Raw genomic sequence first — 20653 nt, 5'->3', positions numbered from 1 at the left:
TCGCGGCCGCCACCGCCCCGGTGCCGACCGGCGCCGAGGTCGACGGCCCCGGCGCCGTCGAGGAGCAGGTGCTGCGCGGCGCCCCGGCCCGCACCGCGGCCAACATGGACGCCAGCCTCACCGTCCCGACCGCGACCTCCGTCCGCTCGGTCCCGGTCAAGCTGCTCTTCGACCAGCGCACCGTCATCAACAACCACCTCGCCCGCGCCCGCGGCGGCAAGGTCTCGTTCACGCACCTCATCGGCTACGCCGTCGTGCGCGCCATCGCCGACCTGCCCGAGATGAACACCGGCTACACCACCAACGAGAAGGGCAAGCCGGTCCAGCTCAGGCCCGAGCACGTCAACTTCGGCCTCGCCATCGACCTCAAGAAGCCCGACGGCACCCGTCAGCTCCTGGTGCCGAGCATCAAGGCCGCCGAGACCATGAACTTCACCCAGTTCTGGCAGGCCTACGAGCTCATGGTGAAGAAGGCCCGCGAGGGCAAGCTGGAGGTCTCCGACTTCCAGGGCACGACCGTCAGCCTCACCAACCCCGGCGGCATCGGCACCAACCACTCGGTGCCGCGCCTGATGGCCGGCCAGGGCCTCATCGTCGGCGTCGGCTCGATGGAGTACCCGCCGGAGTTCCAGGGGGCCTCGGCGCACACCATCGCCCAGCTCGCCGTCTCCAAGATGATGACGCTGACCTCCACCTACGACCACCGCGTCATCCAGGGCGCGCAGTCCGGCGAGTTCCTCAAGCGCGTCCACCAGCTGCTGCTCGGCGAGGACGGCTTCTACGACGAGATCTTCTCGGCGCTGCGCATCCCCTACGAGCCGATCCGCTGGGCCGCCGACATCGCGGTGCGCCACGACGACGACATCGACCGCCAGGCCCGCGTGCTCGAGCTCATCCACGCCTTCCGCGTGCGCGGCCACCTCATGGCCGACACCAACCCGCTGGAGTACAAGCAGCGCAGCCACCCCGACCTCGACGTCAACACCCACGGGCTGACGCTGTGGGACCTCGACCGCGAGTTCCCGACCGGACCGTCCTTCGGCGGCGAGCGCCGCTACATGAAGCTGCGCGAGATCCTCGGCCTGCTGCGCGACTCCTACTGCCGCACCACCGGCGTGGAGTACATGTACATCGAGGACCCGGAGGAGCGCCGCTGGATCCAGCAGCGGGTCGAGCAGGGCTACGTCAAGCCGCCCCGCGAGGAACAGCTGCGCATCCTGGCCAAGCTCAACGAGGCCGAGGCCTTCGAGACCTTCCTGCAGACGAAGTTCGTCGGCCAGAAGCGGTTCAGCCTGGAGGGCGGCGAGACCACCATCCCGCTGCTCGACGAGATCTGCGAGGAGGCGGCCGCCGACGGCCTCGCCGAGGTCGCCATCGGCATGGCGCACCGCGGCCGGCTCAACGTGCTGGTCAACATCGCCGGCAAGAGCCCCGCGCAGGTGTTCCGCGAATTCGAGGGCAATATCGACCCGCGCACGGTCCAGGGCTCCGGCGACGTCAAGTACCACCTGGGCGTCGAGGGCGAGTTCACCTCCGAGCACGGCGACACGATCAAGGTGTCGGTGGCGGCCAACCCGTCGCACCTGGAGGTCGTCGACCCGGTGCTGGAGGGCATCGCCCGCGCCAAGCAGGACATGCTCGACCAGGGCGACGCCTTCCCGGTGCTGCCGGTGCTCGTGCACGGCGACGCGGCCTTCGCCGGCCAGGGCGTCGTGGCCGAGACCTTCCAGTTCTCGCGTCTGCCCGGCTACGAGACCGGCGGCACGATCCACGTGATCGTCAACAACCAGGTCGGCTTCACCACGAGCCCCACCGCGTCGCGCTCCTCGACGTACTGCACCGACGTGGCCCGCATGGTCCAGGCGCCGGTCTTCCACGTCAACGGCGACGACCCGGAGGCCTGCATCCGGGTCGCCGAGCTGGCCTACGCCTACCGCAAGGCGTTCAACAAGGACGTCGTCATCGACCTCATCTGCTACCGCCGTCGCGGTCACAACGAGGGCGACGACCCGAGCTTCACCCAGCCGCTCATGTACAGCACCATCGACCGCAAGAAGTCGGTGCGCAAGCTGTACACCGAGGCGCTGGTCGGCCGCGGCGACATCACCATCGAGGAGGCCGAGGCGGCGCTGGCCGACTACCAGACCCGCCTGGAGCACAACTTCGCCGACGTCAAGGCCGCCGAGAAGCCCGATCTGGAGTACACCCGGACGCCGGACTACCCGGAGAAGCCCGAGGTGCCCGGCGCCATCGACACCGCGGTCACCCCCGAGGTGCTCAAGGCCATCGCCGACGCCTACACGAACGTTCCCGACGGCTTCACGGTCCACCCGAAGGTGCTCCCGCAGCTGCAGCGTCGCGCGCAGTCGATCTCGGCCGGCCCGATCGACTGGGGCACCGGCGAGATCCTGGCGTTCGGCTCGCTGCTGCTCGACGGCCGCGTCGTGCGCATGGCCGGCCAGGACTCGCGGCGCGGCACCTTCTCGTCGCGCTTCGCCACGATCATCGACCGGGTCAACGCCAACGAGTGGACGCCGCTGGCCTCGATCAGCGAGAACCAGGCGCCCTTCCACATCTACGACTCGCTGCTGAGCGAATACGCCGCGCTCGGCTTCGAGTACGGCTACTCGGTGGCGCGTCCGGAGGCGCTGACCGTCTGGGAGGCGCAGTTCGGCGACTTCGTCAACGGCGCGCAGTCGGTCATCGACGAGTACATCTCCTCGGGCGAGACGAAGTGGGGCCAGAAGTCCGGCGTCGTGCTGCTGCTGCCGCACGGCTACGAGGGCCAGGGCCCCGACCACTCGTCGGCCCGTCTCGAGCGGTTCTTGACGCTCGCGGCCAACGACGAGATCACCATCGCCCAGCCGTCGACGCCCGCGTCGTACTTCCACCTGCTGCGCAAGCACACGCTGGAGGCCGAGCACCGTCCGCTGGTCGTGCTCACCCCGAAGTCGATGCTGCGCAACAAGGCGGCGGCCTCGCAGCCGGACGACTTCACCTCGGGCGGCTTCCAGCCGGTCGTCACCGACACGGCGGTCGACGCCGGCGCGGTGGAGCGGGTCATCCTCTGCACCGGCAAGATCGCCTGGGAGCTGCTGGCCGAGCGCAAGAAGCGCGGCGACGAGCGCACGGCGATCGTCCGGGTCGAGCAGCTGTACCCGCGCCCGGAGGCCGAGATCAAGGCGGCGCTGGCGGGCTACCCGCGCGCGACCGAGGTCCGCTGGGTCCAGGACGAGCCGGAGAACCAGGGCGCGTGGCCGCACATGGCGTACCACTTCACCGGCGCGCTGGGCGGACTGCCGCTGGTCGGCGTGACCCGTCCGGAGTCGTCCACGACCGCCGTCGGCTCGCACCCGCGGCACGTCGAGGAGGCCCGCGACCTGTTCGACCGCGCGTTCAGCTGAGCCATGTACTTCACTGATCGCGGCATCGAGGAGTTGGCGTCACGCCGGGGTGAGGAGACCGTCACCCTGGCGTGGCTCGCCGAGCGGCTCAGCGAGTTCGTCGACGTGAACCCGGAGTTCGAGGTGCCCACCGAACGCTTCGCCACCTGGCTCGCCCGCCTCGACGACGAGGACGAGTAGCCCGCCCGAGAACCAGATGGAAAAGACGCGACCCGTGCGGGTCAGCGGGTGAGGACGATCTTGCCGAAGAGGGAGCCGTCGATCACCTTGGCGAGGCCGTCGGCGGCGTTCTCCATGGGGATCTCGGAGTCGATGAGCGGCTTGAGACCGGTGACGTCCATGAACTGGGCGAGGCGGCGCAACTCGTCGCGGGTGCCCATCGTGGAGCCGTGGACGCGCATCTGCTGGAAGAAGATGCGGGTCAGCTCGGCGGCCGGGGGCGCATCGCCCGAGGTGGCGCCGGAGATGACGATGGTGCCGCCGGGACGCATCGACTTGACCGAGTGCGACCAGGTGGCCGCGCCGACGGTCTCCATGACCGCGTCGACCTTGGCCGGGAGCCGGGCGCCGGACTCGAAGACCTCGTGCGCGCCGATCTCGAGCGCCTTGGCGCGCTTGTCCTCGTCACGGCTGGTCGCGAAGACGCGGAAGCCGGCTGCGCGGGCCAGCGAGATCGCCGCCGTGGCGACGCCGCCGCCGGCGCCCTGCACGAGCACCGTGTCGCCCTGCTTGAGGTCGGCCTGGGTGAAGAGCATGCGGTAGGCGGTCAGCCACGCCGTCGGCAGGCAGGCGGCCTCGGCGAAGCTCAGCCCCTCCGGCTTGGCGATGACATTGCGGCGCGGCACCGCGACCTTCTCGGCGAAGGTGCCCTGGTACCGCTCCGACAGCAGCGAGCGCTTCGGGTCGAGGGTCTCGTCGCCGCGCCAGGACGGGTCGCTGACGACGGCGTGCACCAGCACCTCGTTGCCGTCCTCGTCGTACCCGGCCGCGTCACAGCCGAGGATCATCGGCAGCGACTCCGTCCGCAGACCGACCCCGCGCAGGCTCCACACGTCGTGGTGGTTGATCGAGGCGGCCTTGACCGTCACCGTCGTCCAGCCGTCCGGGACCTCCGGCTCGGGGCGCTCGCCCACCACCAGTCCGTCGAGCGGGCTCTCGGGGTTGATCGATCCGGCGTAGACGGCGAACATGCGGCTCTCCTGTCAGTAGGGGCGACGGGCGACGCCCTCGCGGCGCGCGGTGTCGGTGACGGCCTTGGCGACCGCCTGCGCGACCCGCGGGTCGAAGGGCGACGGGATGACGTAGTCCTCGCGCAGATCCTCCTCGGCGATGAGGTCGGCGACCGCCTGCGCGGCCGACAGCTTCATCTGCTCGGTGATCCTCGTGGCCCGCACGTCGAGCGCGCCCCGGAAGATGCCGGGGAAGACGAGGACGTTGTTGATCTGGTTCGGGAAGTCCGACCGGCCGGTGGCCACGACGCGCGCGTACTTGTGCGCGACGTCGGGGTGCACCTCGGGGTTCGGGTTGGCCATCGCGAAGATGATCGACTCGGGGGCCATCGCCGCGACGCCCTCCTCGGGCACCGTGCCGCCGGAGACGCCGATGTAGACGTCGGCGCCGTGCAGCGCGTCGACGATCGTGCCCTCCTTGGCGTAGTCGGCCGTGGCGTCGGCGATCCACTGCTTGGCGCTGTTGAGGTCGGTGCGACCCGGGTGGATGACGCCGCCGCGGTCGGTGACCTGGATGCGGCGCACGCCGGCGGCCTGCAGGATCTTGGTGATCGCCACTCCCGCCGCGCCCGCGCCGGAGATGACGACCTTGAGCTCGCCCATGTCGCGCTCGGTCAGCTTGACGGCGTTGATCAGCGCGGCCAGCGTGACCACGGCGGTGCCGTGCTGGTCGTCGTGGAAGACCGGGATGTCGAGCCGCTCGACCAGCCGCTGCTCGATCTCGAAACAGCGCGGCGCCGAGATGTCCTCGAGGTTGACGCCGCCGAATGAGGGGGCCAGGCGGGCCACCGTCTCGACGATCTCGTCGACGTCGGTGGTGTCGAGGGCGATCGGGATCGAGTCGACGCCGCCGAACTGCTTGAACAAGATGGCCTTGCCCTCCATCACCGGCATCGCGGCGTCCGGGCCGATGTCGCCCAGGCCGAGGACGGCGGTCCCGTCGGTGACCACGGCGACGGTGTTGGAGACCCACGTGTAGTCGTGCGACAACTCCGGATCGGCGTGGATCGCCTCGCAGACGCGCGCCACGCCCGGCGTGTAGGACTGCGACAGGTCGTCCTTGTCGTTCAGCGGGACGGTGGCGGCGATGGCCATCTTGCCGCCGCGATGCAGCTCGAAGACGGGATCGTCAGACGTGGGCGCGGCGGTGGTGTCGTGATCGGTGGCAACCATCATCTCGTGATTTCAGGCGGAGGGAAGCGTCGGGAGCGGGCTGCTCCGCCGACGCCGACGGGCAAAAAGGGAATCAAGGGCTCGGGATGCGTCAGGGATCGCTCCTGGTCCGAGCAGGCGACGCCGAGGCGCCAGCGGGACGGGTCACGTCCGTCGGCCATCGTCTCACATAGGGCTCAGTCGTCGTGAGCGACGTCGAGGCCGAGTTCGCTGGTCTCGACCTCGATCACCGCGCGGTTCACCGACGGGGCGAGCAGGCAGGCCAGGACCACGGCGGCCAAGCCCGCGACGATCAACGGCAGACCCGGCACGACGAGTTGGCCGGCGGCGGCGTCGCGCAGGCTCCACGCGAGACCCAGGTGGAGCAGCTGACTGGCCACGAGCAGGCCGCGCGCGCCCGTGCGGCCGCGCAGCAGCATAGCCGCCGCGACCAGTTGCGCCCCCCCGTAGAACAGGAAGAAGACCGCAGCGGACAACCCGACGCCCAGGGTGTCGGAGCCGATCGAGACGAGATCGGCGACCGCGAAGACGATGAAGGCCAGCCCCTCGACGACCACGATCAGGCAAGCAATGAGGAGGAGAAGGCGGACAGCGGGAGGCCAGGGCACGCCGACAGCCTACAAATCCGGGGGCGAGCCACCGTGTAAGGCGGACCAATGTGACCGATTGAACAGAATCAGCGGCCCGACGACCTTGTCAATGAGCCAGTGGGGTGAAACCATCGTCTACGAGGCATGGCTGACGCAAGGTCGTATCGCGACCGCGTCGTCGCCCGCCGGACTCGATCATCCTATCCACGACCCCGAACGCTTCGGGAAGGAGCACCCGCCCATGGACTGGCGCCACAAATCGGCTTGTCTCGACGAGGACCCGGAGCTCTTCTTCCCCATCGGCAACACCGGCCCCGCGATCATGCAGATCGAGGAGGCCAAGGTGGTCTGCCGTCGCTGCGACGTGCGCGACGAGTGCCTGCAGTGGGCCATGGAGTCCGGTCAGGACCACGGCGTCTGGGGCGGCATGAGCGAGGACGAGCGCCGCACGCTCAAGCGTCGCAACGCCCGCGCCCGCATCCGCACCGCCTGATCGGCTCTCTCCTGAACGACTCCCTCGGAGGCGCGCTCAGACCTCCAATGTGATGGCGACCGTGGTGCCGCCGCCGTCGCGCGGCTCGAAGGCCAAGGTCCCGCCGAGTTCGGTCCGCACCAAGGTCGTCACGATCGACAACCCGAGGCTGCCCGAGCCGCCGACGTCCTCGGGCATGCCGACGCCGTCGTCGCTGACCCGCAGGCTCATCCGGCCGCGCACCCGTCTGACCGAGACGATGATCTCGCCGCCCTCGGGGCCGAAGGCGTGCTCGGCGGCGTTCTGGATCAGCTCGGTCAGCACCATCGACAGCGGCGTCGCCACCTCGCCGGCCAGTCGGCCGAAGGATCCCACCCGCGAGGCGCGGACGGTCCGCTCGCCGGCCACGTCGAGCACGGTGCGCAGCAGCCGGTCGGCGATGTCGTCGAAGTCGACCTCGTCGCCGAAGGACTGGCTGAGCGTCTCGTGGACGAGCGCGATGGAGCCGACGCGGCGTTCGGCCTCGACCAGCGCGTGCTTGGCCTCGTCGGTCGACATGCGCCGCGCTTGCAACCGCAGCAGCGCCGCGACGGTCTGCAGATTGTTCTTGACGCGGTGGTGGATCTCTCGGATCGTCGCGTCCTTGCTCATCAGCTCGCGCTCGCGCAGCCGCAGCTCGGTGACGTCGCGCAGCAGGACGAGCGCGCCGGCCGGGTGGCCGCCGGTGCGCAGCGGGATGCGTCGCACGTGGAGCGAGGCCGCCGCGTTCTCCAGCTCGCCCGAGCCGCCCTCCAGCCCGACGAGCAGACCCGGGACGTCGGCGCGGGGGGTGCGCCGGTCCATCAGCTCGGCGGTGACCTCGGCCAGGTGGGTGCCGATGAGGTCGCCGACCAGGCCGAGGCGCCGGTAGGCCGACAGCGCGTTCGGGCTGGCGAAGCGCACCCGCCCACCGGGGTCGGTGCGCACGAAACCGTCGCCGACGCGCAGCGTGTCGACCACGTCGAGCCCGTCGGACGACTCCGGGAAGGCGCCGCCCCGAATCATCTCCAGCAGGTCGGCGGCGACGTCGAGGTAAGCCGACTCCAACGCGCCGGCGCTGCGCAGACCGGGCGCCTCGCGACGTCGCTCCACCACGGCGACGACCCGTCCGCCCCGGCAGACGGGGACGTACTGCGCGGACCGCTCGCCGCCGTCGACCTTCCCGGCGATCATGACGGCCTCGGCGAAGGCCCGCGTGATCGGCGACGCCTCGTCCATCGGCTGTGCGCTCCCGACGACGTCCTCCAGCAGCGCGGTCGGGCCGGTGGTGGGGCGGACCTGCGCGGTGACCCGGAACTCGGCGTCCTCGACCGACGGCACCCACAGCAGCAGGTCGGAGAAGGACAGGTCGGCGATCAACTGCCAGTCGGCGACCAAGGCGTTGAGCCACCGGAGGTCTTCTGTCGATATGTCGATATCACTGGCCAGGTCCTCCGCAGCGCTCACCGTCCCAGGGTAGGCGAGTCCGCGGCGCATGGCACGATGGAGGAGATGTCCATCTCGTACTGGCAAGCCGTCCGGGCCACGGGCGGCGACGTGCCCGGCGACCGCCCGCTCGACGACCTCACCGCCGAGCTGGTGCGCATGCTGGGCGAGTCCGACCCGCGCATCCGGGAGGGCCTGGCCTATCCGCTGCTGACCGGATGGCTCAAGCGCGGCGTGTACGACGAGCTGCTGGCCGGCCTCGGCGACGGCATCGTGCCGGGACTGCGTTTCGGCCTGGGCCGCGACGGCGACTCCTCAGTGATCCGCCGGTCGTACAGCGCGCTGATGCTGGCCGAGATCGTCGGGCGCGACAACGACGTGCAGGCGATGAGCGAGTCGACCATCTTGGAGTGGGGCGACGCGGCGACGAGTTGGTATGTGCGCGAGTTCGACCATCGGGGCTGGATTCCGGAGATGGGCTGGGCGCACGCCATCGCCCACGGCGCGGACCTGTTGGCGGCGCTGGCGCGGTCGCGGCACTTCGGGGCGATGGAGTTGACCGTGCTGCTCGACGTCGTGGCCGACCGGGTGCTCGCCCCGACCGCGCACGTGTGGCGGCACGGCGAGGAGGACCGGCTCGCCTACGCGGTCATGACCGCCCTGCACCGCAACGCCCTCGACACCTCGTTGGTGGAGCCGTGGCTGGCCCGCCTCGGCGCGGGTTTGCAGCCGCCGCGCACGCGCGGGCATCTGGCCGACGAGTGGCCGACGTCGGAGGCCCGCAACACCTCGGCCTTCCTGCGCGCGCTGCACCTGCAGCTCGCCCTCGGCGTCCAGGGCCGCTCCGACCTCAACAGCGACGCCGAGCTGTTCGCCCAACAGCCCGCCGACCGCGCCGACCTCATCCTCGCCGTGCTCGACCAGATCCGCGCCGAGAGCCCCTGGCTCTACCGCAGCACCTCCCGCACCCCCATGCCCGCCGACTAACGCCCCCCTCAAGGCGGTGAGTTATCCACCTTTGCCGGGTGGTCGGTGGCTCATCCACCGTATGAGCGCTCATAGGGTGGATGAGCCACCGGCGAAGGCTGAAAGGTGGACAACTCACCGCCTCGGTGGCTGTCGATACATCGGTGAACTGACTCGCCTGTAACCTGCCTCACATGACGGATGAGCAGTCGGTGCACGGTGGAGTGATCGCGACCGAGGTCGCGCGGGCGCATGGGGTCGAGGCGATGTTCACGCTCTCGGGCGCACATGTGTTCCCGATGTACGACGGGGCGGTGAAGGCCGAGCCGCCGATGCCGATCATCGACGTGCGGCACGAGCCGTCGGCAGTGTTCGCGGCCGAGGCCATCGGCAAGCTCACCCGCACGCCGGGGCTCGCGGTGCTGACCGCCGGCCCGGGCGTCACCAACGGCGTCAGCCCCGTCGCGCAGGCCCAGTTCGCGGGCTCGCCGCTGGTGGTCATCGGCGGTCGCGCCCCGGCGAACCGGTGGGGCCAGGGCAGCCTGCAGGAACTGGACCACCCGCCGATCTTCGAGACCGTCTCCAAGTCCTCGACCACCGCGCCCACCACCGCCGACATCGGCCCGACCGTCGACGAGGCGTTCCGCGCGGCGGGGTCGTCGCACCGCGGCCCGACCTTCCTCGACGTGCCGATGGACCAGTTCTTCGACGTCGCGCCGCGCCATGGGAGCGCAGGGCCGGTGGCGGAGCTCGAGCCCGACGGCGACGCGCTCGCCCAGGTCGCGGCGCTGCTGGCCGAGGCGACCCAGCCGGTGCTCATCCTCGGCACCGACGTGTGGGCCGACCACGCCGAGGAGGCCGCGCTGCGCTTCGTCACGGAGACGGGCGTGCCGGTCATCGCCAATGGCATGGGGCGCGGCATCGTGCCCGGCGGCCACCCGCAACTGGTCACCAAGGCCCGGTCGGCGGCGCTGAACGGCGCCGACCTGGTGGTCGTCGTCGGCACGCCGCTCGACTTCCGTCTCGGCTACGGCGTCTTCGGCGGCAAGGACGGCGCGACCCCGGCCAAGGTCGTGCACCTGGCCGACTCCCCCGGCCAGGTCTCGACCCACGCCGAGGTGGCCGCGAGCGCGTCCGGCGACCTGACGTCGGTCTTCGACGGCGTGCTCAGCCGTGTGCAGGCGAGCACGGGCGCCAAGCCCGACTGGTCGGCGTGGCTGGCGGAGTTGCAGACCCAGGTGGCCGCGGGCGTCGAGCGTGACAACGCGCTGCTCACCGCGACCGCCGACCCGATCCACCCGGCCCGCATCTACGGCGAGCTGCTGCCCCGCCTGGCCGACGACGCGGTCGTCATCGGCGACGGCGGCGACTTCGTGTCCTTCGCGGGCAAGTTCGTCGAGCCGAAGCGGCCCGGCGGCTGGCTCGACCCCGGCCCCTACGGCTGCCTCGGCGCGGGCCTCGGCGCGGCGATGGCCGCCCGCATCGCGCGTCCGTCGAGCCAGGTGGTGCTGCTGCTCGGCGACGGCGCAGCCGGCATGAGCCTGATCGACGTCGACACGCTCATGCGCCACAACCTCCCCGTCGTGATGATCGTCGGCAACAACAGCGCGTGGGGCCTGGAGAAGGGACCGATGCGCATGCTCTACGGCTACGACGTGGCCGCCGACCTCGCACCGGGCACCCGCTACGACCAGGTCGTCACCGCGCTCGGCGGCGGCGGCGAGCTGGTCACCGACCCGAACGAGATCGGCCCGGCCATCGACCGCGCCTTCGCCTCGGGCGTTCCCTACCTCGTCAACGTCCTCACCGACGTCGAGGCCGCCTACCCCCGCAACACCTTCGGCATCTGACCGGCGGGCGGTATGTCAGCAACCCTTCAACGACGTGGAAGGTAGACCAGCAACCTCTCCGCACCGTCGAAGGGTTGCTGGTCTACCTCTGGGCACGTCGTGAGGTTGCTGAGGTACCTCCCCGGGCGGGGATCAGAGGTTGCGGGTGCGGGCCTTGCGCCAGTAGCCGGCGATGTCGCAGGTGCCGCGGGCGAAGCCGCGGGCGCGGGCCCAGCGGCGTACCGGCTTGAGCAGGCCCGCCTCGCCGGCGGCCCACAGGTAGGTCTGATGGCCGTCGGGCAGCTCGACCGACTCCAGGTGGCGGCCAAGCACGTCGTCGCCTGGATCGTCGACGGAGTGATACCAGGTGACGGTCACCCCGTCACGGACCGCCAACTCCTGCTCGTCGTCGGCGTCGGGGACGAGCACCGCGACCTCGGCCGACACCGACGGCGACAGCTCCTCCAGCCAGCGGGCGACGGCGGGCAGCGCCGTGTGGTCGGCGAGCAGCAGATGCCGGTCGAAGCGCTCGTCGACCGGCTCGCCGGGACGCGGGCCCGCCACCCACAGCCGTTCGCCCGGCTCCACCGACATGGCCCAGTCCGACGCCAGCCCGCCCGGATGCACCACGAAGTCCATCCAGACCTCGCCGGCCTCGGCGTCGACCCGACGGATCGTGTACTCGCGCGTCGGCGGGAACGGACGCGGCCAGTCCAAGGTCTCCCCGTCGGCGGCGAGCGTCGGCGGACGGACCGCGCCGTCGGGATCAGGGAAGACGAGCTTCACATGGTCGTCGGGTGTCAGCGACGCGAATCCCGCCGCCTGCGGACCGCCGAAGACCACCCGCGCCATGCGCGGCGTCACCTGCTCGCGGCGCAGCACCGCCAACTCCCTGATCCCGGTCACCGGATCATTTTCCCTCTGGCACTGTGGACGCATGACCACCCCCACCCATGAGGCGACCCACACCGTGACCGACGCCGACACCGCCCGCGCGGTCGGCAGCGGCGACCTCGATGTGCTGGGCACCCCCGTGCTCGTCGCCTGGTGCGAGGCCGCCACCTGCGCCGCCCTCGACCTGCCCGCCGAGGCCACCAGCGTCGGCACGCGCGTCGACGTGCGCCACCTCGCCCCCTCCCCCGTCGGCGCGACCGTCACCGTGCGGGCGACCGTCGCCGAACAGAGCGACCGCGCCGCGACGTTCACCGTCGAAGCCCGTCAGGCGGACACCCAGATCGCGGCCGGAACCGTCACCCGCGCCATCGTCGACCGGCGGCGATTCCTCGACCGCGTGAACGGTGTGCGAGCATAGGGGCGTCAATTCTTCGAGGAGGACCCCATGGGCAAGACCGGACGCAAGCGCCGCGCACGCCGCAAGAAGGGCGCCAACCACGGCAAGCGCCCCAACGCGTGACAATGACGAAGCCCCCTGCGCGAGCAGGGGGCTTCGTCGTCTCCGACCTCAGTCGATCCGCGTCTCGGTGATCTGGACCTGCACGGTGCGGATGCTCATCAGCACGCGGTCGCGCAACGGCGCGGGGGCGGCCTCCTGACACGAGCGCGACACGAGGCTCTTGACGAGGCGCTCCAGGTCGTAGACGGTCAGACACTCGCCGCAGCCGTCGATGTGCGCCTGGATCTCCTCACACGACGCGTCGTCGATCTCCTGGTCGATGAAGAGGTAGAGGTTCCGCAGCGCCTCGCCGCAGTCGGGTCCGTCGCATCCCATGGCGCTCACCCTTCCTTCGACGAGGCCACGGCCATGCCGCGCTCGCGGGCGTAGTCGGCCAGCGACTCGCGCAACTGACGGCGGCCCCGGTGCAGCCGCGACATGACGGTGCCGATGGGGGTGTCCATGATCTCGGCGATCTCCTTGTACGGGAACCCCTCGACGTCGGCGAGGTAGACCGCGTACCGGAAGTCCTCCGGCAGCGCCTGCAGCGCGTCCTTGACGTCGGAGTCGGGCAGGTGCTCCAACGCCACCATCTCGGCCGACTTCAGGCCGGTCGAGGTGTGCGCGGCGGCCGCGGCGATCTGCCAGTCCTCGATCTCCTCGCTCACCTGCTGCGGCTGACGCTGCCTCTTGCGGTAGGAGTTGATGTAGGTGTTGGTCAGGATGCGGTACAGCCACGCCTTGAGGTTGGTGCCCGGCTTGAACTGGCCGAAGGAGCCGAACGCCTTGGCGAAGGTCTCCTGCACGAGGTCCTCGGCGTCGGCCGGGTTGCGCGTCATGCGCAGGGCCGCCGAGTAGAGCTGGTCGAGGAAGGGCAGCGCGTCGGCCTCGAAGCGCGCCTGGCGCTCGGCGGGCGTCTCGACGTCGCGAGGGTCGGACGGTCGGTCGGTGTCATCCATCGACTCCGACGGTACTTCAACAGGGCGGTCGAGCGTGGCGCAGCCGGTCATGGTGCCTCCTTCCTGAGGGACAACGGCCCGGGCGGGGCGGCTATTCCGCGAGCGGCCGCACCAGCTCGGGACCGTTGTGACGCACGTTCCCGACGGCGGGGCCGACCGGCCAGGCGTTCAACCGGCCCGGCGTGGCGGGGCGCAGCAGCCCCAGCAGCTCCTCGCGCGGCGCGGGCTCGGGGGCGAGCCAGTCGTCGAGGCCCTCCTCGGGGACCAGCAGCGGCGCGCGGTCGTGCAGCCGTCCGTCCTCGCCCTCGGCGGCCGTCGTGAGGATGGTGAAGGTAGCGAGCAGAGGCGCCGACGGCTCGCCGGGCGGGCGCCAGAACTCGTACAGCCCGGCGACCCCGATCCCGCGCCCGCCGCCGTCGGGCGTGCGCGCGGTGACGAAGTACGGCTGTCTCGGCGGCTTCCCGAAGCCCTCGTCCGGCGGCTGCCACCACTCGTAGTAGCCGTCCATCGGCACGACCGCGCGACGTCGGGCGAAGGCCTCCCGGAAGGACGGCTTCTCCTCGACCGTCTCGACCCGCGCGTTGATGAGACGGCCGGCGCCGGAGCGGTCCCTCGCCCAGCCGGGCAGCAGCCCCCACACCGCGCTGACCAGCAGCCGCTCCCGACCGGCGTCGGCGGCGGGACGGCCCACGACCAGCGGGGCGCGCGTCGGAGCGACGTTGTAGTCGACGACGACGTGGCGCGCGGCGTCGGTCAACGTCGCGTGGAAGTCGTCGAGAAGATGTGACGAGGTCCGCGCCGTGGCGTAGCGACCGCACATAAGTCCCGCCAGTCAGACAGTCAGCTGCGCGACCATGTGGGCCAGCCCGTCGGCGGACCTCGGCAGACGCTCGGTCCACACGCGGGGCTCCGGCAGGCCGACCAGCGCCGCGTCGAGCAGCCGCCCCAGCAGCCGCACGCCGACCACATCGGCCTCCTCGGACCGCAGCAGCGCTGCGAACCGGGCGGGCGCCAACGTGGCGATGGTCTCGTGGGCCGGGTAGGCGGTCTCCATCGCGTGCGCGACCTCGAGCGCCATGAGCGCGCCCTCCAAGCCGTGTCCGGGCCGGTGTCCCAGCTCGACCACCACCAGCGCGTGGGTCGACTGCGGGTCCTCGGCCCGGTGCGCCGCCTGCCGGTAGACGTCGTCCAGCCGCGACCGCAGATGCGCGACGGAGGACAGCGAGGTGAGCGGATCGTGGCACTCGACCTCGCCGACCGTCCGCGCGGACCCCAGGAATCCCGAGACCACCGCGCGGACCACCTGATAGGGCGGGTTCCCGTCAGAACTCGACTCCGCGACGCGGTCGAGGGCCTCCGTCAACGGCACGTCCTGCGACGCCGCGCTCGCCCCCACCTCGAGTGCCACGTCCACGACATGGGCCTCCCCGCCGAGCACAGCGTGACGAAAGGCATCCGTGGCGACCCCGAAATCGCGCATCGAATCCCCCTTCCTGTGGCATGCTCGTGTCTGAGACGACCTCGCCGCAGGTCTATGACGCGGCTTTTGCGAGAATTTCGTGCCGACGCCGTTGAGAGGAGACGACATGGCCATCACGCTGCCCGCCGTCGACGACGCCGTCACCGCCAGCGACGCCGAGCTGATCGCCGCCGTGCGCGCGGGCGACACCGAGGCCTACGGCGTGCTCTTCTCCCGCCACCGCCTGGCCGCCGAACGCCTGGCCCGCCAGCTCGTGGTCGGCGCGGGCGCCGACGACCTCGTCTCGGAGGCCTTCGTCAAAGTCCTGAGCCTGCTGCAGCGCGGCGCCGGGCCGAACGAGGCGTTCCGTGCGTATCTGCTCACCGCCGTCCGCCGTCTGCACATCGACGCGCTCCGCTCGGCCTCCCGCGAGCGTCCGACCGAGGACGAGGCCGACCTCGACCGACAGGTCGAGTTCGTCGACCCGGCGGCGATGAAGTTCGAGCGCGGCGCGGCCGGCCGGGCCTTCGAGTCGCTGCCGGAGCGCTGGCAGCTCGTCTTGTGGCACCTCGACGTCGAAGGGCAGACCCCGGCCGAGATCGCCCCGCTGCTCGACATGGCCCCCAACAGCGTCTCCGCCCTGGCCTACCGCGCCCGCGAAGGGCTGCGCCGCGCCTACCTGCAAGAGCATCTGGCTCCCAGCCTCGACGACGCCTGCCGCGCCGCCATCGGCAAGCTCGGCTCGCACGTCCGCCACGGCCTGTCGGCGCGCGACACCGCCAAGGTCGAGGCCCATCTCGACGTCTGCGCCCGCTGCGCCGGACTCGCCCTCGAGCTGCGCGAGGTGAACGACCACCTCGCCGCCGTCCTCGCCCCGGCGCTGCTCGGCACGGCCGCCAGCGGCTACCTCGGCGGTCTGCTCGGCGCCGGCGCCGCGCCGATAGTCGGCGTGGGCGCGGCGTCGGGCGTCTCGCTCTCCCACATGAGCCCGACGTCCGGGTCCGGCCCCGGCCTGGCGGGCGCGGCTCCCGCGGCCGCCGTCGCAGCGGTCATCGTCGGCACGGCGGCGATGGGCAGCGTCCCCGCCGCGACCGACACGACGCCGACGCCGACCAGCCGCCCCTCCGTCGCGTCGGAGGACCACGCGCCCCGGCCGCTCCCCGACCACCCGGCGAGACGTCCTCTCTTGCTCCCGCCCGTGCCGATGGCGGCGGCGGCCGTTCCCGTCGCCGTCGCGAGCGCGGTGTTGCCCGCCCTGGCCCCGGAGGCCGCCCCCGTCGCGCGACGCCCCGACTCCCCGCCACCGGACGGAGACCGCTCCCCGGAGGCCCCTCCGACCACGCCTCCGACCGCCCCCACCGACTTCACCCTCGGAACGCCGCAGCTCGCGGAGACGGCCGACGGAAGCGGCGACTACCTCCGCACGCTCACCCTCCCGATCACCGGCGCCGCCACCGGTCCGACGGTCGCCGACCAACAGCTCACCGTCCGGATCGACTTCTCCCAGCCGGTCTGGTTCGAGTCGGTCGGCGACGGATGGTCGTGCGCGGACCCGACCGGGTTCTTCATGTTCTCGATCACCTGCTCGGCCACCGCCGTGGGCGGCGAGGCCCCCGCCTACTCGCTGCGTTTCATGGCCGCCGACCCTATCGCCACCGTCACCCTCACCGTCGAGGACGACCCCGACGGCACGGGCGACACCGCCTCCTTCGACGTCCCCTGGCTCTGAGCCTGGCGGCTCAGGGGCGCCATCGCTGCGAACAAGCGCCCCGCATGCGGTAGGAAAGACCCATGAGCCTCTCCTCGCGCACGCCGTCGATCCGGTCCGCGGCACGTCCCCTGCTCGCGTCGATGTTCGTGGTCGGCGGGCTGGCCTCGCTGCGCGGAGCGGACGACCTCGCGCCGGCCGCGGCCCCGGTCGCCGACGCGGTCGCCCCCCTGGCCCCCTCGCTCCCGGTGACGCCGACGAACCTGGTGCGCGCCCACGGCGCGCTCAACGTCGTCGCGGGGCTCGGACTGGCCACCGGCCGCCTGCCTCGCGTGTCCGCCTTCCTCCTGGCGCTCGGCCTCGTCCCGGCGACGGTCCGCGGCCACCGGTTCTGGGAGCAGGCCGACCCGGCCGAGCGGGCCAACCAGCAGATCCACTTCGCCAAGAACGTCTCGCTCCTCGGCGGTCTGCTCTACGCGCTGCGCGACAAGGCTCCCCGCCAGGACCGGGTCGATGGCTGACCCGCTGCCCTGGCTGGCGCCCACTCCGAGGAAGCCGGTCACCGGGTCGATCCTGGTGCCGGGGTCGAAGTCGCTGACGAACCGGGCGCTCATGCTGGCGGCGGTGGCCGACCGGCCCTCGACCGTGACCCGGGCGCTCGGCTCCCGCGACACCACGCTCATGATCGGCGCGCTCACCGCCCTCGGCGCCCGGGTGGAGCGCGACGGCATCGACTGGACCATCTACCCGGTCGGCACGGCCTCGACCGATCCGGTCACCGTCGACTGCGGCCTGGCCGGCACGGTCATGCGCTTCGTGCCGCCGCTGGCCGCGCTCGGCTCCGCGCCGGTGACCTTCGACGGCGACGACCGGGCGCGGGAGCGTCCGATGGACGTCACGATCAGCTCGCTGCGCGCGCTCGGCGTGGAGGTCGACGACGGCGGCCGGGGCACGCTCCCGTTCACCGTGCGCGGAACCGGCGGCGTCGTCGGCGGAGCGGTGGAGATCGACGCGTCGGCGTCCAGCCAGTTCGTGTCGGCGCTGCTGCTGGCCGCCCCGCACTTCGCCGAGGGACTCGACCTGCGCCACGTCGGCACGACCCTGCCCTCGGCGCCGCACATCGCGATGACGGTGCGGCAGCTGCGCTCGCGCGGCGTCGAGGTGACGGTCGACGGCCCGCGCTGGCAGGTCGCGCCCGGGCCGGTGTCGGCGCTCGACGTGGAGATCGAGCCGGACCTGTCGAACGCGGGCGTCTTCGTCGCGGCGGCGCTCGTCACCCACGGCGAGGTGCGCATCCGCAACTGGCCGAGCACGACCGACCAGGCCGGCGACGCCTGGCGCGACCTCGCCGCGGCCTTCGGCGGCACGGCCGAGTTCGAGGGCGACGACCTGGTCGTCACCGGCCCGAAGAGGCTGAACGGCGTCGACCTCGACCTCGGCGCCGTCGGCGAGCTGACCCCCGTCGTCGCGGCGGTCGCGGCGCTGGCCAAGACGCCCTCGCGGCTGACCGGCATCGCCCATCTGCGCGGCCACGAGACCGACCGTCTCGCCGCCCTCGCCACGGAGTTCCGACGGCTCGGCGGCGATGTCGACGAGCTCGACGACGGCCTGGAGATCCGGCCCCGAAGGCTGCACGGCGACGTCTTCCGCACGTACCACGACCACCGCATGGCGCACGCCGCCGTGGTGCTGGCGCTCAAGGTGCCCGACGTCTTCGTGGAGAACGTCGTCACGACGGTCAAGACCTACCCCAACTTCGCGCCGGTCTGGGAGCGGCTGGTCGACCGGTGAGCCGGCACGACGACGAGCACGCGCGGTTCGAGCGCCCGAAGCGGCGCACCCGGCCCCGCACGAAGGAGCGCCCGGACTACTCGTCGTTGCCGCTCGGCCGGGTGACCACGGTCGACCGGGGCCGGTACACCACCCGCCTCGACGACGGGACGGTCGTGACGGCGGCCAAGGCGCGACAGTTGCGCGGCATCGTGGTCGGCGACCTCGTCCGGCTCGACGGCGACGTGTCGGGACGCAAGGACTCGCTCGCCCGGATCGCGGAAGTCCAGCCGCGCACCACCGAGCTGCGCCGCACGGCCGACGACGACGACCCGATCGAGCGCATCGTCGTGGCGAACGCCGACCAGCTCGTGGTCGTGGCGGCGCTGGCCGACCCGCCGCCGCGCCCGGCGCTCATCGACCGCTGCCTCGTGGCCGCCTACGACGCGGGCCTCGACCCGCTGGTGATCCTGACGAAGGCCGACCTCGCCTCCCCCGACGTCATGGTCGACGCGCTGAGCCCCCTCGACGTGCCGGTGCTGGTCGTCGACCCCGACGCCGACCTCGACCCGGTGCGCGCGGCCCTCGCCGACCGCACGAGCGTGCTGATCGGGCACAGCGGCGTCGGCAAGTCGACGCTCGTCAACCACCTGGTGCCCGACGCCGACCGCACGACGAGCCACGTCAACGCGGTCACCGGCCGGGGCCGGCACACCTCCACCTCGGCGGTCGTGCTCGACCTGCCCGGCGGCGGGCACATCATCGACACCCCCGGTTTCCGGTCGTTCGGGCTGGCGCATGTGGAGGTCGGCCGGATCGTCACGGCGTTCACCGACCTCGCCGAGCTGACCGCCGACTGCCCGCGCGGCTGCGCGCACGCTGCCAGCGACCCCGAGTGCGCGCTCGACGCCGCGGCGGCCGAGGGGCGGCTGCGGCCCGAGAGACTGGCGTCGTTCCGGCGTATCGTCGAGAGCCGGGACACGCTCTAGGACTAGGTTGGACCCATGAGCCATTCGTATGCCGACGACCTCCGCCTGGCGCACGTGCTCGCCGACACCGCCGACAACCTGTCGATGGAGAAGTTCGGCGACCTGGACCTGCGGGTCGAGACCAAGCCGGACCTGACCTGGGTGACCGAGGCCGACCAGGCCGTCGAGGAGGCGTTGCGGCGCACGCTGCACAACGCCCGCCGCCGCGACGCGGTCTTCGGCGAGGAGGGCGGCGAGGAGGGCGGCACGGACGGGTCGACGCGCCGCTGGATCATCGACCCCATCGACGGCACCTCGAACTTCGTGCGCGGCGTCCCCGTGTGGGCGACGCTCATCGCGCTGGAGGAGGAGGGGCGCATCGTCACCGGCCTGGTGTCGGCGCCGGCGCTCGGACGCCGCTGGTGGGCGCACGAGGGCGGCGGCGCGTTCACCGGCAAGTCCATGATGAAGGCCCGTCCGATGCAGGTCTCCGGCGTCGGCTCGCTCGCCAACGCCTCGCTGTCGTTCAGCTCGGTGGAGAGCTGGGAGGAGATCGGCAAGGAGCAGTCCTTCGCCGCGCTGACCCGGCAGTGCTGGCGCACCCGCGCCTACGGCGACTTCTGGTCGTACATGCTAGTGGCCGAGGGCGCGGTCGACATCGCCGCCGAGCCGGAGCTGAACCTGTGGGACATGGCGCCGCTCGACGTCATCGTGCGCGAGGCGGGCGGCCGGTTCACCTCGCTGGCCGGCCAGGACGGGCCGTGGGGCGCCAACGCCATCGCGACGAACGGACGCCTGCACGACGCGGCGATGGCCTACCTCGGCCACTTCCCCGACACCGACCCGCTCGACGACGGCTGGGATGACGACGAGACCCCGATCCTCCCCGCCCAGCCCGCCGCCCCCCGCGACCTCGGCACGGTGCTCGACTTCGAGCGCTGAGCGCCGTTTTCCCAAGGCCCCGGGAGCTTCGGTTCTCGGGGCCTTGCTTTCGACAGCTTTCCGATATATCGTTATTGCATCAACAGAACATCACCGACGTGCATGCGGCACGTTGACGACCTTCCAGGAGGAAGCATGAACTCCCCTCACGAACACTTCGACCGCCCCTTCTTCGACAGCCCCGGCCGTGAGCGTCCGCCACGTGGACCCCGCCGAGGCGGCCCCCACCCCGGCGGCGGCTTCGGCCCCGAGTTCGCCGACTTCGGCGAGTTCGGCCGGGGCCGTCCGCGCGGACGACGCCGGGGCCGTCGCGGCGGCGACGTCCGC

22 protein-coding genes are annotated in these 20653 nt (G+C 71.8%); 13 read left to right on the top strand and 9 right to left on the bottom strand.

The window, feature by feature from the left end:
• Together QM621_RS05610 and QM621_RS05605 are read left to right on the top strand one after the other, a co-directional pair.
• Positions 1 to 3404: multifunctional oxoglutarate decarboxylase/oxoglutarate dehydrogenase thiamine pyrophosphate-binding subunit/dihydrolipoyllysine-residue succinyltransferase subunit (locus QM621_RS05610; RefSeq protein WP_414989378.1), on the top strand; the 3404-nt coding region annotated here is incomplete at its 5' end.
• Between the two features lie 3 nt (positions 3405 to 3407).
• Positions 3408 to 3584, top strand: coding sequence for a DUF6104 family protein (locus tag QM621_RS05605; RefSeq protein WP_414989377.1), 177 nt, complete (start codon positions 3408 to 3410; stop codon positions 3582 to 3584).
• 41 nt (positions 3585 to 3625) lie between these two features.
• Here the strand turns inward: QM621_RS05605 and QM621_RS05600 are convergent, their stop codons facing one another.
• From QM621_RS05600 to QM621_RS05590, 3 genes are all read right to left on the bottom strand, one after another.
• The gene (locus tag QM621_RS05600) at positions 3626 to 4594 is read right to left on the bottom strand and encodes a zinc-binding dehydrogenase (protein WP_414989376.1); all 969 of its coding nucleotides are present in this window, start codon (positions 4592 to 4594) and stop codon (positions 3626 to 3628) included.
• Positions 4595 to 4606: 12 nt separating this feature from the next.
• Positions 4607 to 5806, bottom strand: a complete 1200-nt coding sequence (locus QM621_RS05595; protein WP_414989380.1) for an NAD(P)-dependent malic enzyme — start codon at positions 5804 to 5806, stop codon at positions 4607 to 4609.
• 176 nt (positions 5807 to 5982) lie between these two features.
• On the bottom strand, positions 5983 to 6414 hold the full coding sequence (locus tag QM621_RS05590; RefSeq protein WP_414989375.1) for a hypothetical protein: 432 nt from the start codon (positions 6412 to 6414) through the stop codon (positions 5983 to 5985).
• A 223-nt stretch (positions 6415 to 6637) separates the two neighbouring features.
• On the opposite strand from QM621_RS05590, the gene QM621_RS05585 reads away from it, so the two are divergent.
• Positions 6638 to 6889 carry a WhiB family transcriptional regulator gene (locus tag QM621_RS05585; RefSeq protein ID WP_414989379.1) on the top strand — a complete coding sequence of 84 codons (252 nt, stop codon included), beginning with the start codon at positions 6638 to 6640 and terminating at the stop codon, positions 6887 to 6889.
• Between the two features lie 36 nt (positions 6890 to 6925).
• Here the strand turns inward: QM621_RS05585 and QM621_RS05580 are convergent, their stop codons facing one another.
• Positions 6926 to 8353 carry a sensor histidine kinase gene (locus QM621_RS05580; protein ID WP_414989374.1) on the bottom strand — a complete coding sequence of 476 codons (1428 nt, stop codon included), beginning with the start codon at positions 8351 to 8353 and terminating at the stop codon, positions 6926 to 6928.
• Between the two features lie 45 nt (positions 8354 to 8398).
• Between QM621_RS05580 and QM621_RS05575 the strand changes: the two genes are divergently transcribed.
• Positions 8399 to 9319, top strand: coding sequence for a DUF2785 domain-containing protein (locus QM621_RS05575; protein WP_414989373.1), 921 nt, complete (start codon positions 8399 to 8401; stop codon positions 9317 to 9319).
• Positions 9320 to 9492: 173 nt separating this feature from the next.
• Complete coding sequence (locus QM621_RS05570; RefSeq protein WP_414989372.1) at positions 9493 to 11148, top strand: acetolactate synthase; 1656 nt, start codon at positions 9493 to 9495, stop codon at positions 11146 to 11148.
• Positions 11149 to 11280: 132 nt separating this feature from the next.
• Here QM621_RS05570 and QM621_RS05565 read toward each other — a convergent pair whose 3' ends face one another.
• Positions 11281 to 12033 carry a siderophore-interacting protein gene (locus QM621_RS05565; protein WP_414989371.1) on the bottom strand — a complete coding sequence of 251 codons (753 nt, stop codon included), beginning with the start codon at positions 12031 to 12033 and terminating at the stop codon, positions 11281 to 11283.
• Between the two features lie 31 nt (positions 12034 to 12064).
• Here QM621_RS05565 and QM621_RS05560 point away from each other — a divergent pair, with 31 nt between their 5' ends.
• Positions 12065 to 12439 (top strand): thioesterase family protein, encoded by a 375-nt coding sequence (locus QM621_RS05560; RefSeq protein WP_414989370.1) that lies wholly within the window; start codon positions 12065 to 12067, stop codon positions 12437 to 12439.
• Between the two features lie 27 nt (positions 12440 to 12466).
• Positions 12467 to 12541: a 50S ribosomal protein bL37 gene (locus tag QM621_RS05555; protein ID WP_369797015.1), complete on the top strand. Its 75-nt coding sequence runs from the start codon at positions 12467 to 12469 to the stop codon at positions 12539 to 12541.
• Between the two features lie 48 nt (positions 12542 to 12589).
• Here QM621_RS05555 and rsrA read toward each other — a convergent pair whose 3' ends face one another.
• The 4 genes from rsrA to QM621_RS05535 all read right to left on the bottom strand — a co-directional run bounded on the left by rsrA (position 12590) and on the right by QM621_RS05535 (position 14893).
• Complete coding sequence (gene rsrA / locus QM621_RS05550; protein ID WP_414989369.1) at positions 12590 to 12856, bottom strand: mycothiol system anti-sigma-R factor; 267 nt, start codon at positions 12854 to 12856, stop codon at positions 12590 to 12592.
• 5 nt (positions 12857 to 12861) lie between these two features.
• Complete coding sequence (locus QM621_RS05545) at positions 12862 to 13479, bottom strand: sigma-70 family RNA polymerase sigma factor (RefSeq protein WP_414989368.1); 618 nt, start codon at positions 13477 to 13479, stop codon at positions 12862 to 12864.
• Between the two features lie 91 nt (positions 13480 to 13570).
• The gene (locus QM621_RS05540) at positions 13571 to 14299 is read right to left on the bottom strand and encodes an SOS response-associated peptidase (RefSeq protein ID WP_414989367.1); all 729 of its coding nucleotides are present in this window, start codon (positions 14297 to 14299) and stop codon (positions 13571 to 13573) included.
• Between the two features lie 12 nt (positions 14300 to 14311).
• On the bottom strand, positions 14312 to 14893 hold the full coding sequence (locus tag QM621_RS05535; protein ID WP_414989366.1) for a hypothetical protein: 582 nt from the start codon (positions 14891 to 14893) through the stop codon (positions 14312 to 14314).
• Between the two features lie 172 nt (positions 14894 to 15065).
• Here QM621_RS05535 and QM621_RS05530 point away from each other — a divergent pair, with 172 nt between their 5' ends.
• From QM621_RS05530 to QM621_RS05505, 6 genes are all read left to right on the top strand, one after another.
• Complete coding sequence (locus QM621_RS05530) at positions 15066 to 16667, top strand: sigma-70 family RNA polymerase sigma factor (RefSeq protein ID WP_414989365.1); 1602 nt, start codon at positions 15066 to 15068, stop codon at positions 16665 to 16667.
• 62 nt (positions 16668 to 16729) lie between these two features.
• Positions 16730 to 17167 (top strand): DoxX family protein, encoded by a 438-nt coding sequence (locus QM621_RS05525; protein ID WP_414989364.1) that lies wholly within the window; start codon positions 16730 to 16732, stop codon positions 17165 to 17167.
• The gene (gene aroA, locus QM621_RS05520; protein ID WP_414989363.1) at positions 17160 to 18437 is read left to right on the top strand and encodes a 3-phosphoshikimate 1-carboxyvinyltransferase; all 1278 of its coding nucleotides are present in this window, start codon (positions 17160 to 17162) and stop codon (positions 18435 to 18437) included. The genes QM621_RS05525 and aroA overlap by 8 nt, the downstream gene beginning before the upstream one ends.
• A complete protein-coding gene (gene rsgA, locus QM621_RS05515) occupies positions 18434 to 19405 on the top strand; it encodes a ribosome small subunit-dependent GTPase A (RefSeq protein WP_414989362.1) in 972 nt (323 codons plus the stop codon). Before aroA ends, rsgA begins: the two co-directional genes overlap by 4 nt.
• Before the next feature lie 15 nt (positions 19406 to 19420).
• On the top strand, positions 19421 to 20326 hold the full coding sequence (locus QM621_RS05510) for an inositol monophosphatase family protein (RefSeq protein ID WP_414989361.1): 906 nt from the start codon (positions 19421 to 19423) through the stop codon (positions 20324 to 20326).
• Between the two features lie 135 nt (positions 20327 to 20461).
• The coding region (locus tag QM621_RS05505) for a hypothetical protein (RefSeq protein WP_414989360.1) at positions 20462 to 20653 on the top strand (192 nt) is incomplete at its 3' end.

It is taken from the genome of Aeromicrobium sp. (assembly GCF_047606445.1).
Taxonomy (GTDB): domain Bacteria; phylum Actinomycetota; class Actinomycetes; order Propionibacteriales; family Nocardioidaceae; genus Aeromicrobium.
Note: the sequence above shows the minus strand (reverse complement) of the source record. Positions and strands in the feature narration are given on the sequence as shown.

Excerpts from the sequence above, each read along its gene's own strand:
- QM621_RS05530 (WP_414989365.1), top strand. The coding sequence starts at position 15,066 with ATGGCCATCACGCTGCCCGCCGTCGACGACGCCGTCACCGCCAGCGAC.
- QM621_RS05570 (WP_414989372.1), top strand. The coding sequence starts at position 9,493 with ATGACGGATGAGCAGTCGGTGCACGGTGGAGTGATCGCGACCGAGGTC.
- QM621_RS05560 (WP_414989370.1), top strand. The coding sequence starts at position 12,065 with ATGACCACCCCCACCCATGAGGCGACCCACACCGTGACCGACGCCGAC.
- QM621_RS05595 (WP_414989380.1), bottom strand. The coding sequence starts at position 5,806 with ATGGTTGCCACCGATCACGACACCACCGCCGCGCCCACGTCTGACGAT.
- QM621_RS05540 (WP_414989367.1), bottom strand. The coding sequence starts at position 14,299 with ATGTGCGGTCGCTACGCCACGGCGCGGACCTCGTCACATCTTCTCGAC.
- QM621_RS05510 (WP_414989361.1), top strand. The coding sequence starts at position 19,421 with ATGAGCCATTCGTATGCCGACGACCTCCGCCTGGCGCACGTGCTCGCC.
- QM621_RS05585 (WP_414989379.1), top strand. The coding sequence starts at position 6,638 with ATGGACTGGCGCCACAAATCGGCTTGTCTCGACGAGGACCCGGAGCTC.
- QM621_RS05600 (WP_414989376.1), bottom strand. The coding sequence starts at position 4,594 with ATGTTCGCCGTCTACGCCGGATCGATCAACCCCGAGAGCCCGCTCGAC.
- QM621_RS05545 (WP_414989368.1), bottom strand. The coding sequence starts at position 13,479 with ATGGATGACACCGACCGACCGTCCGACCCTCGCGACGTCGAGACGCCC.
- QM621_RS05525 (WP_414989364.1), top strand. The coding sequence starts at position 16,730 with ATGAGCCTCTCCTCGCGCACGCCGTCGATCCGGTCCGCGGCACGTCCC.
- rsrA (WP_414989369.1), bottom strand. The coding sequence starts at position 12,856 with ATGGGATGCGACGGACCCGACTGCGGCGAGGCGCTGCGGAACCTCTAC.
- aroA (WP_414989363.1), top strand. The coding sequence starts at position 17,160 with ATGGCTGACCCGCTGCCCTGGCTGGCGCCCACTCCGAGGAAGCCGGTC.
- QM621_RS05575 (WP_414989373.1), top strand. The coding sequence starts at position 8,399 with ATGTCCATCTCGTACTGGCAAGCCGTCCGGGCCACGGGCGGCGACGTG.
- QM621_RS05605 (WP_414989377.1), top strand. The coding sequence starts at position 3,408 with ATGTACTTCACTGATCGCGGCATCGAGGAGTTGGCGTCACGCCGGGGT.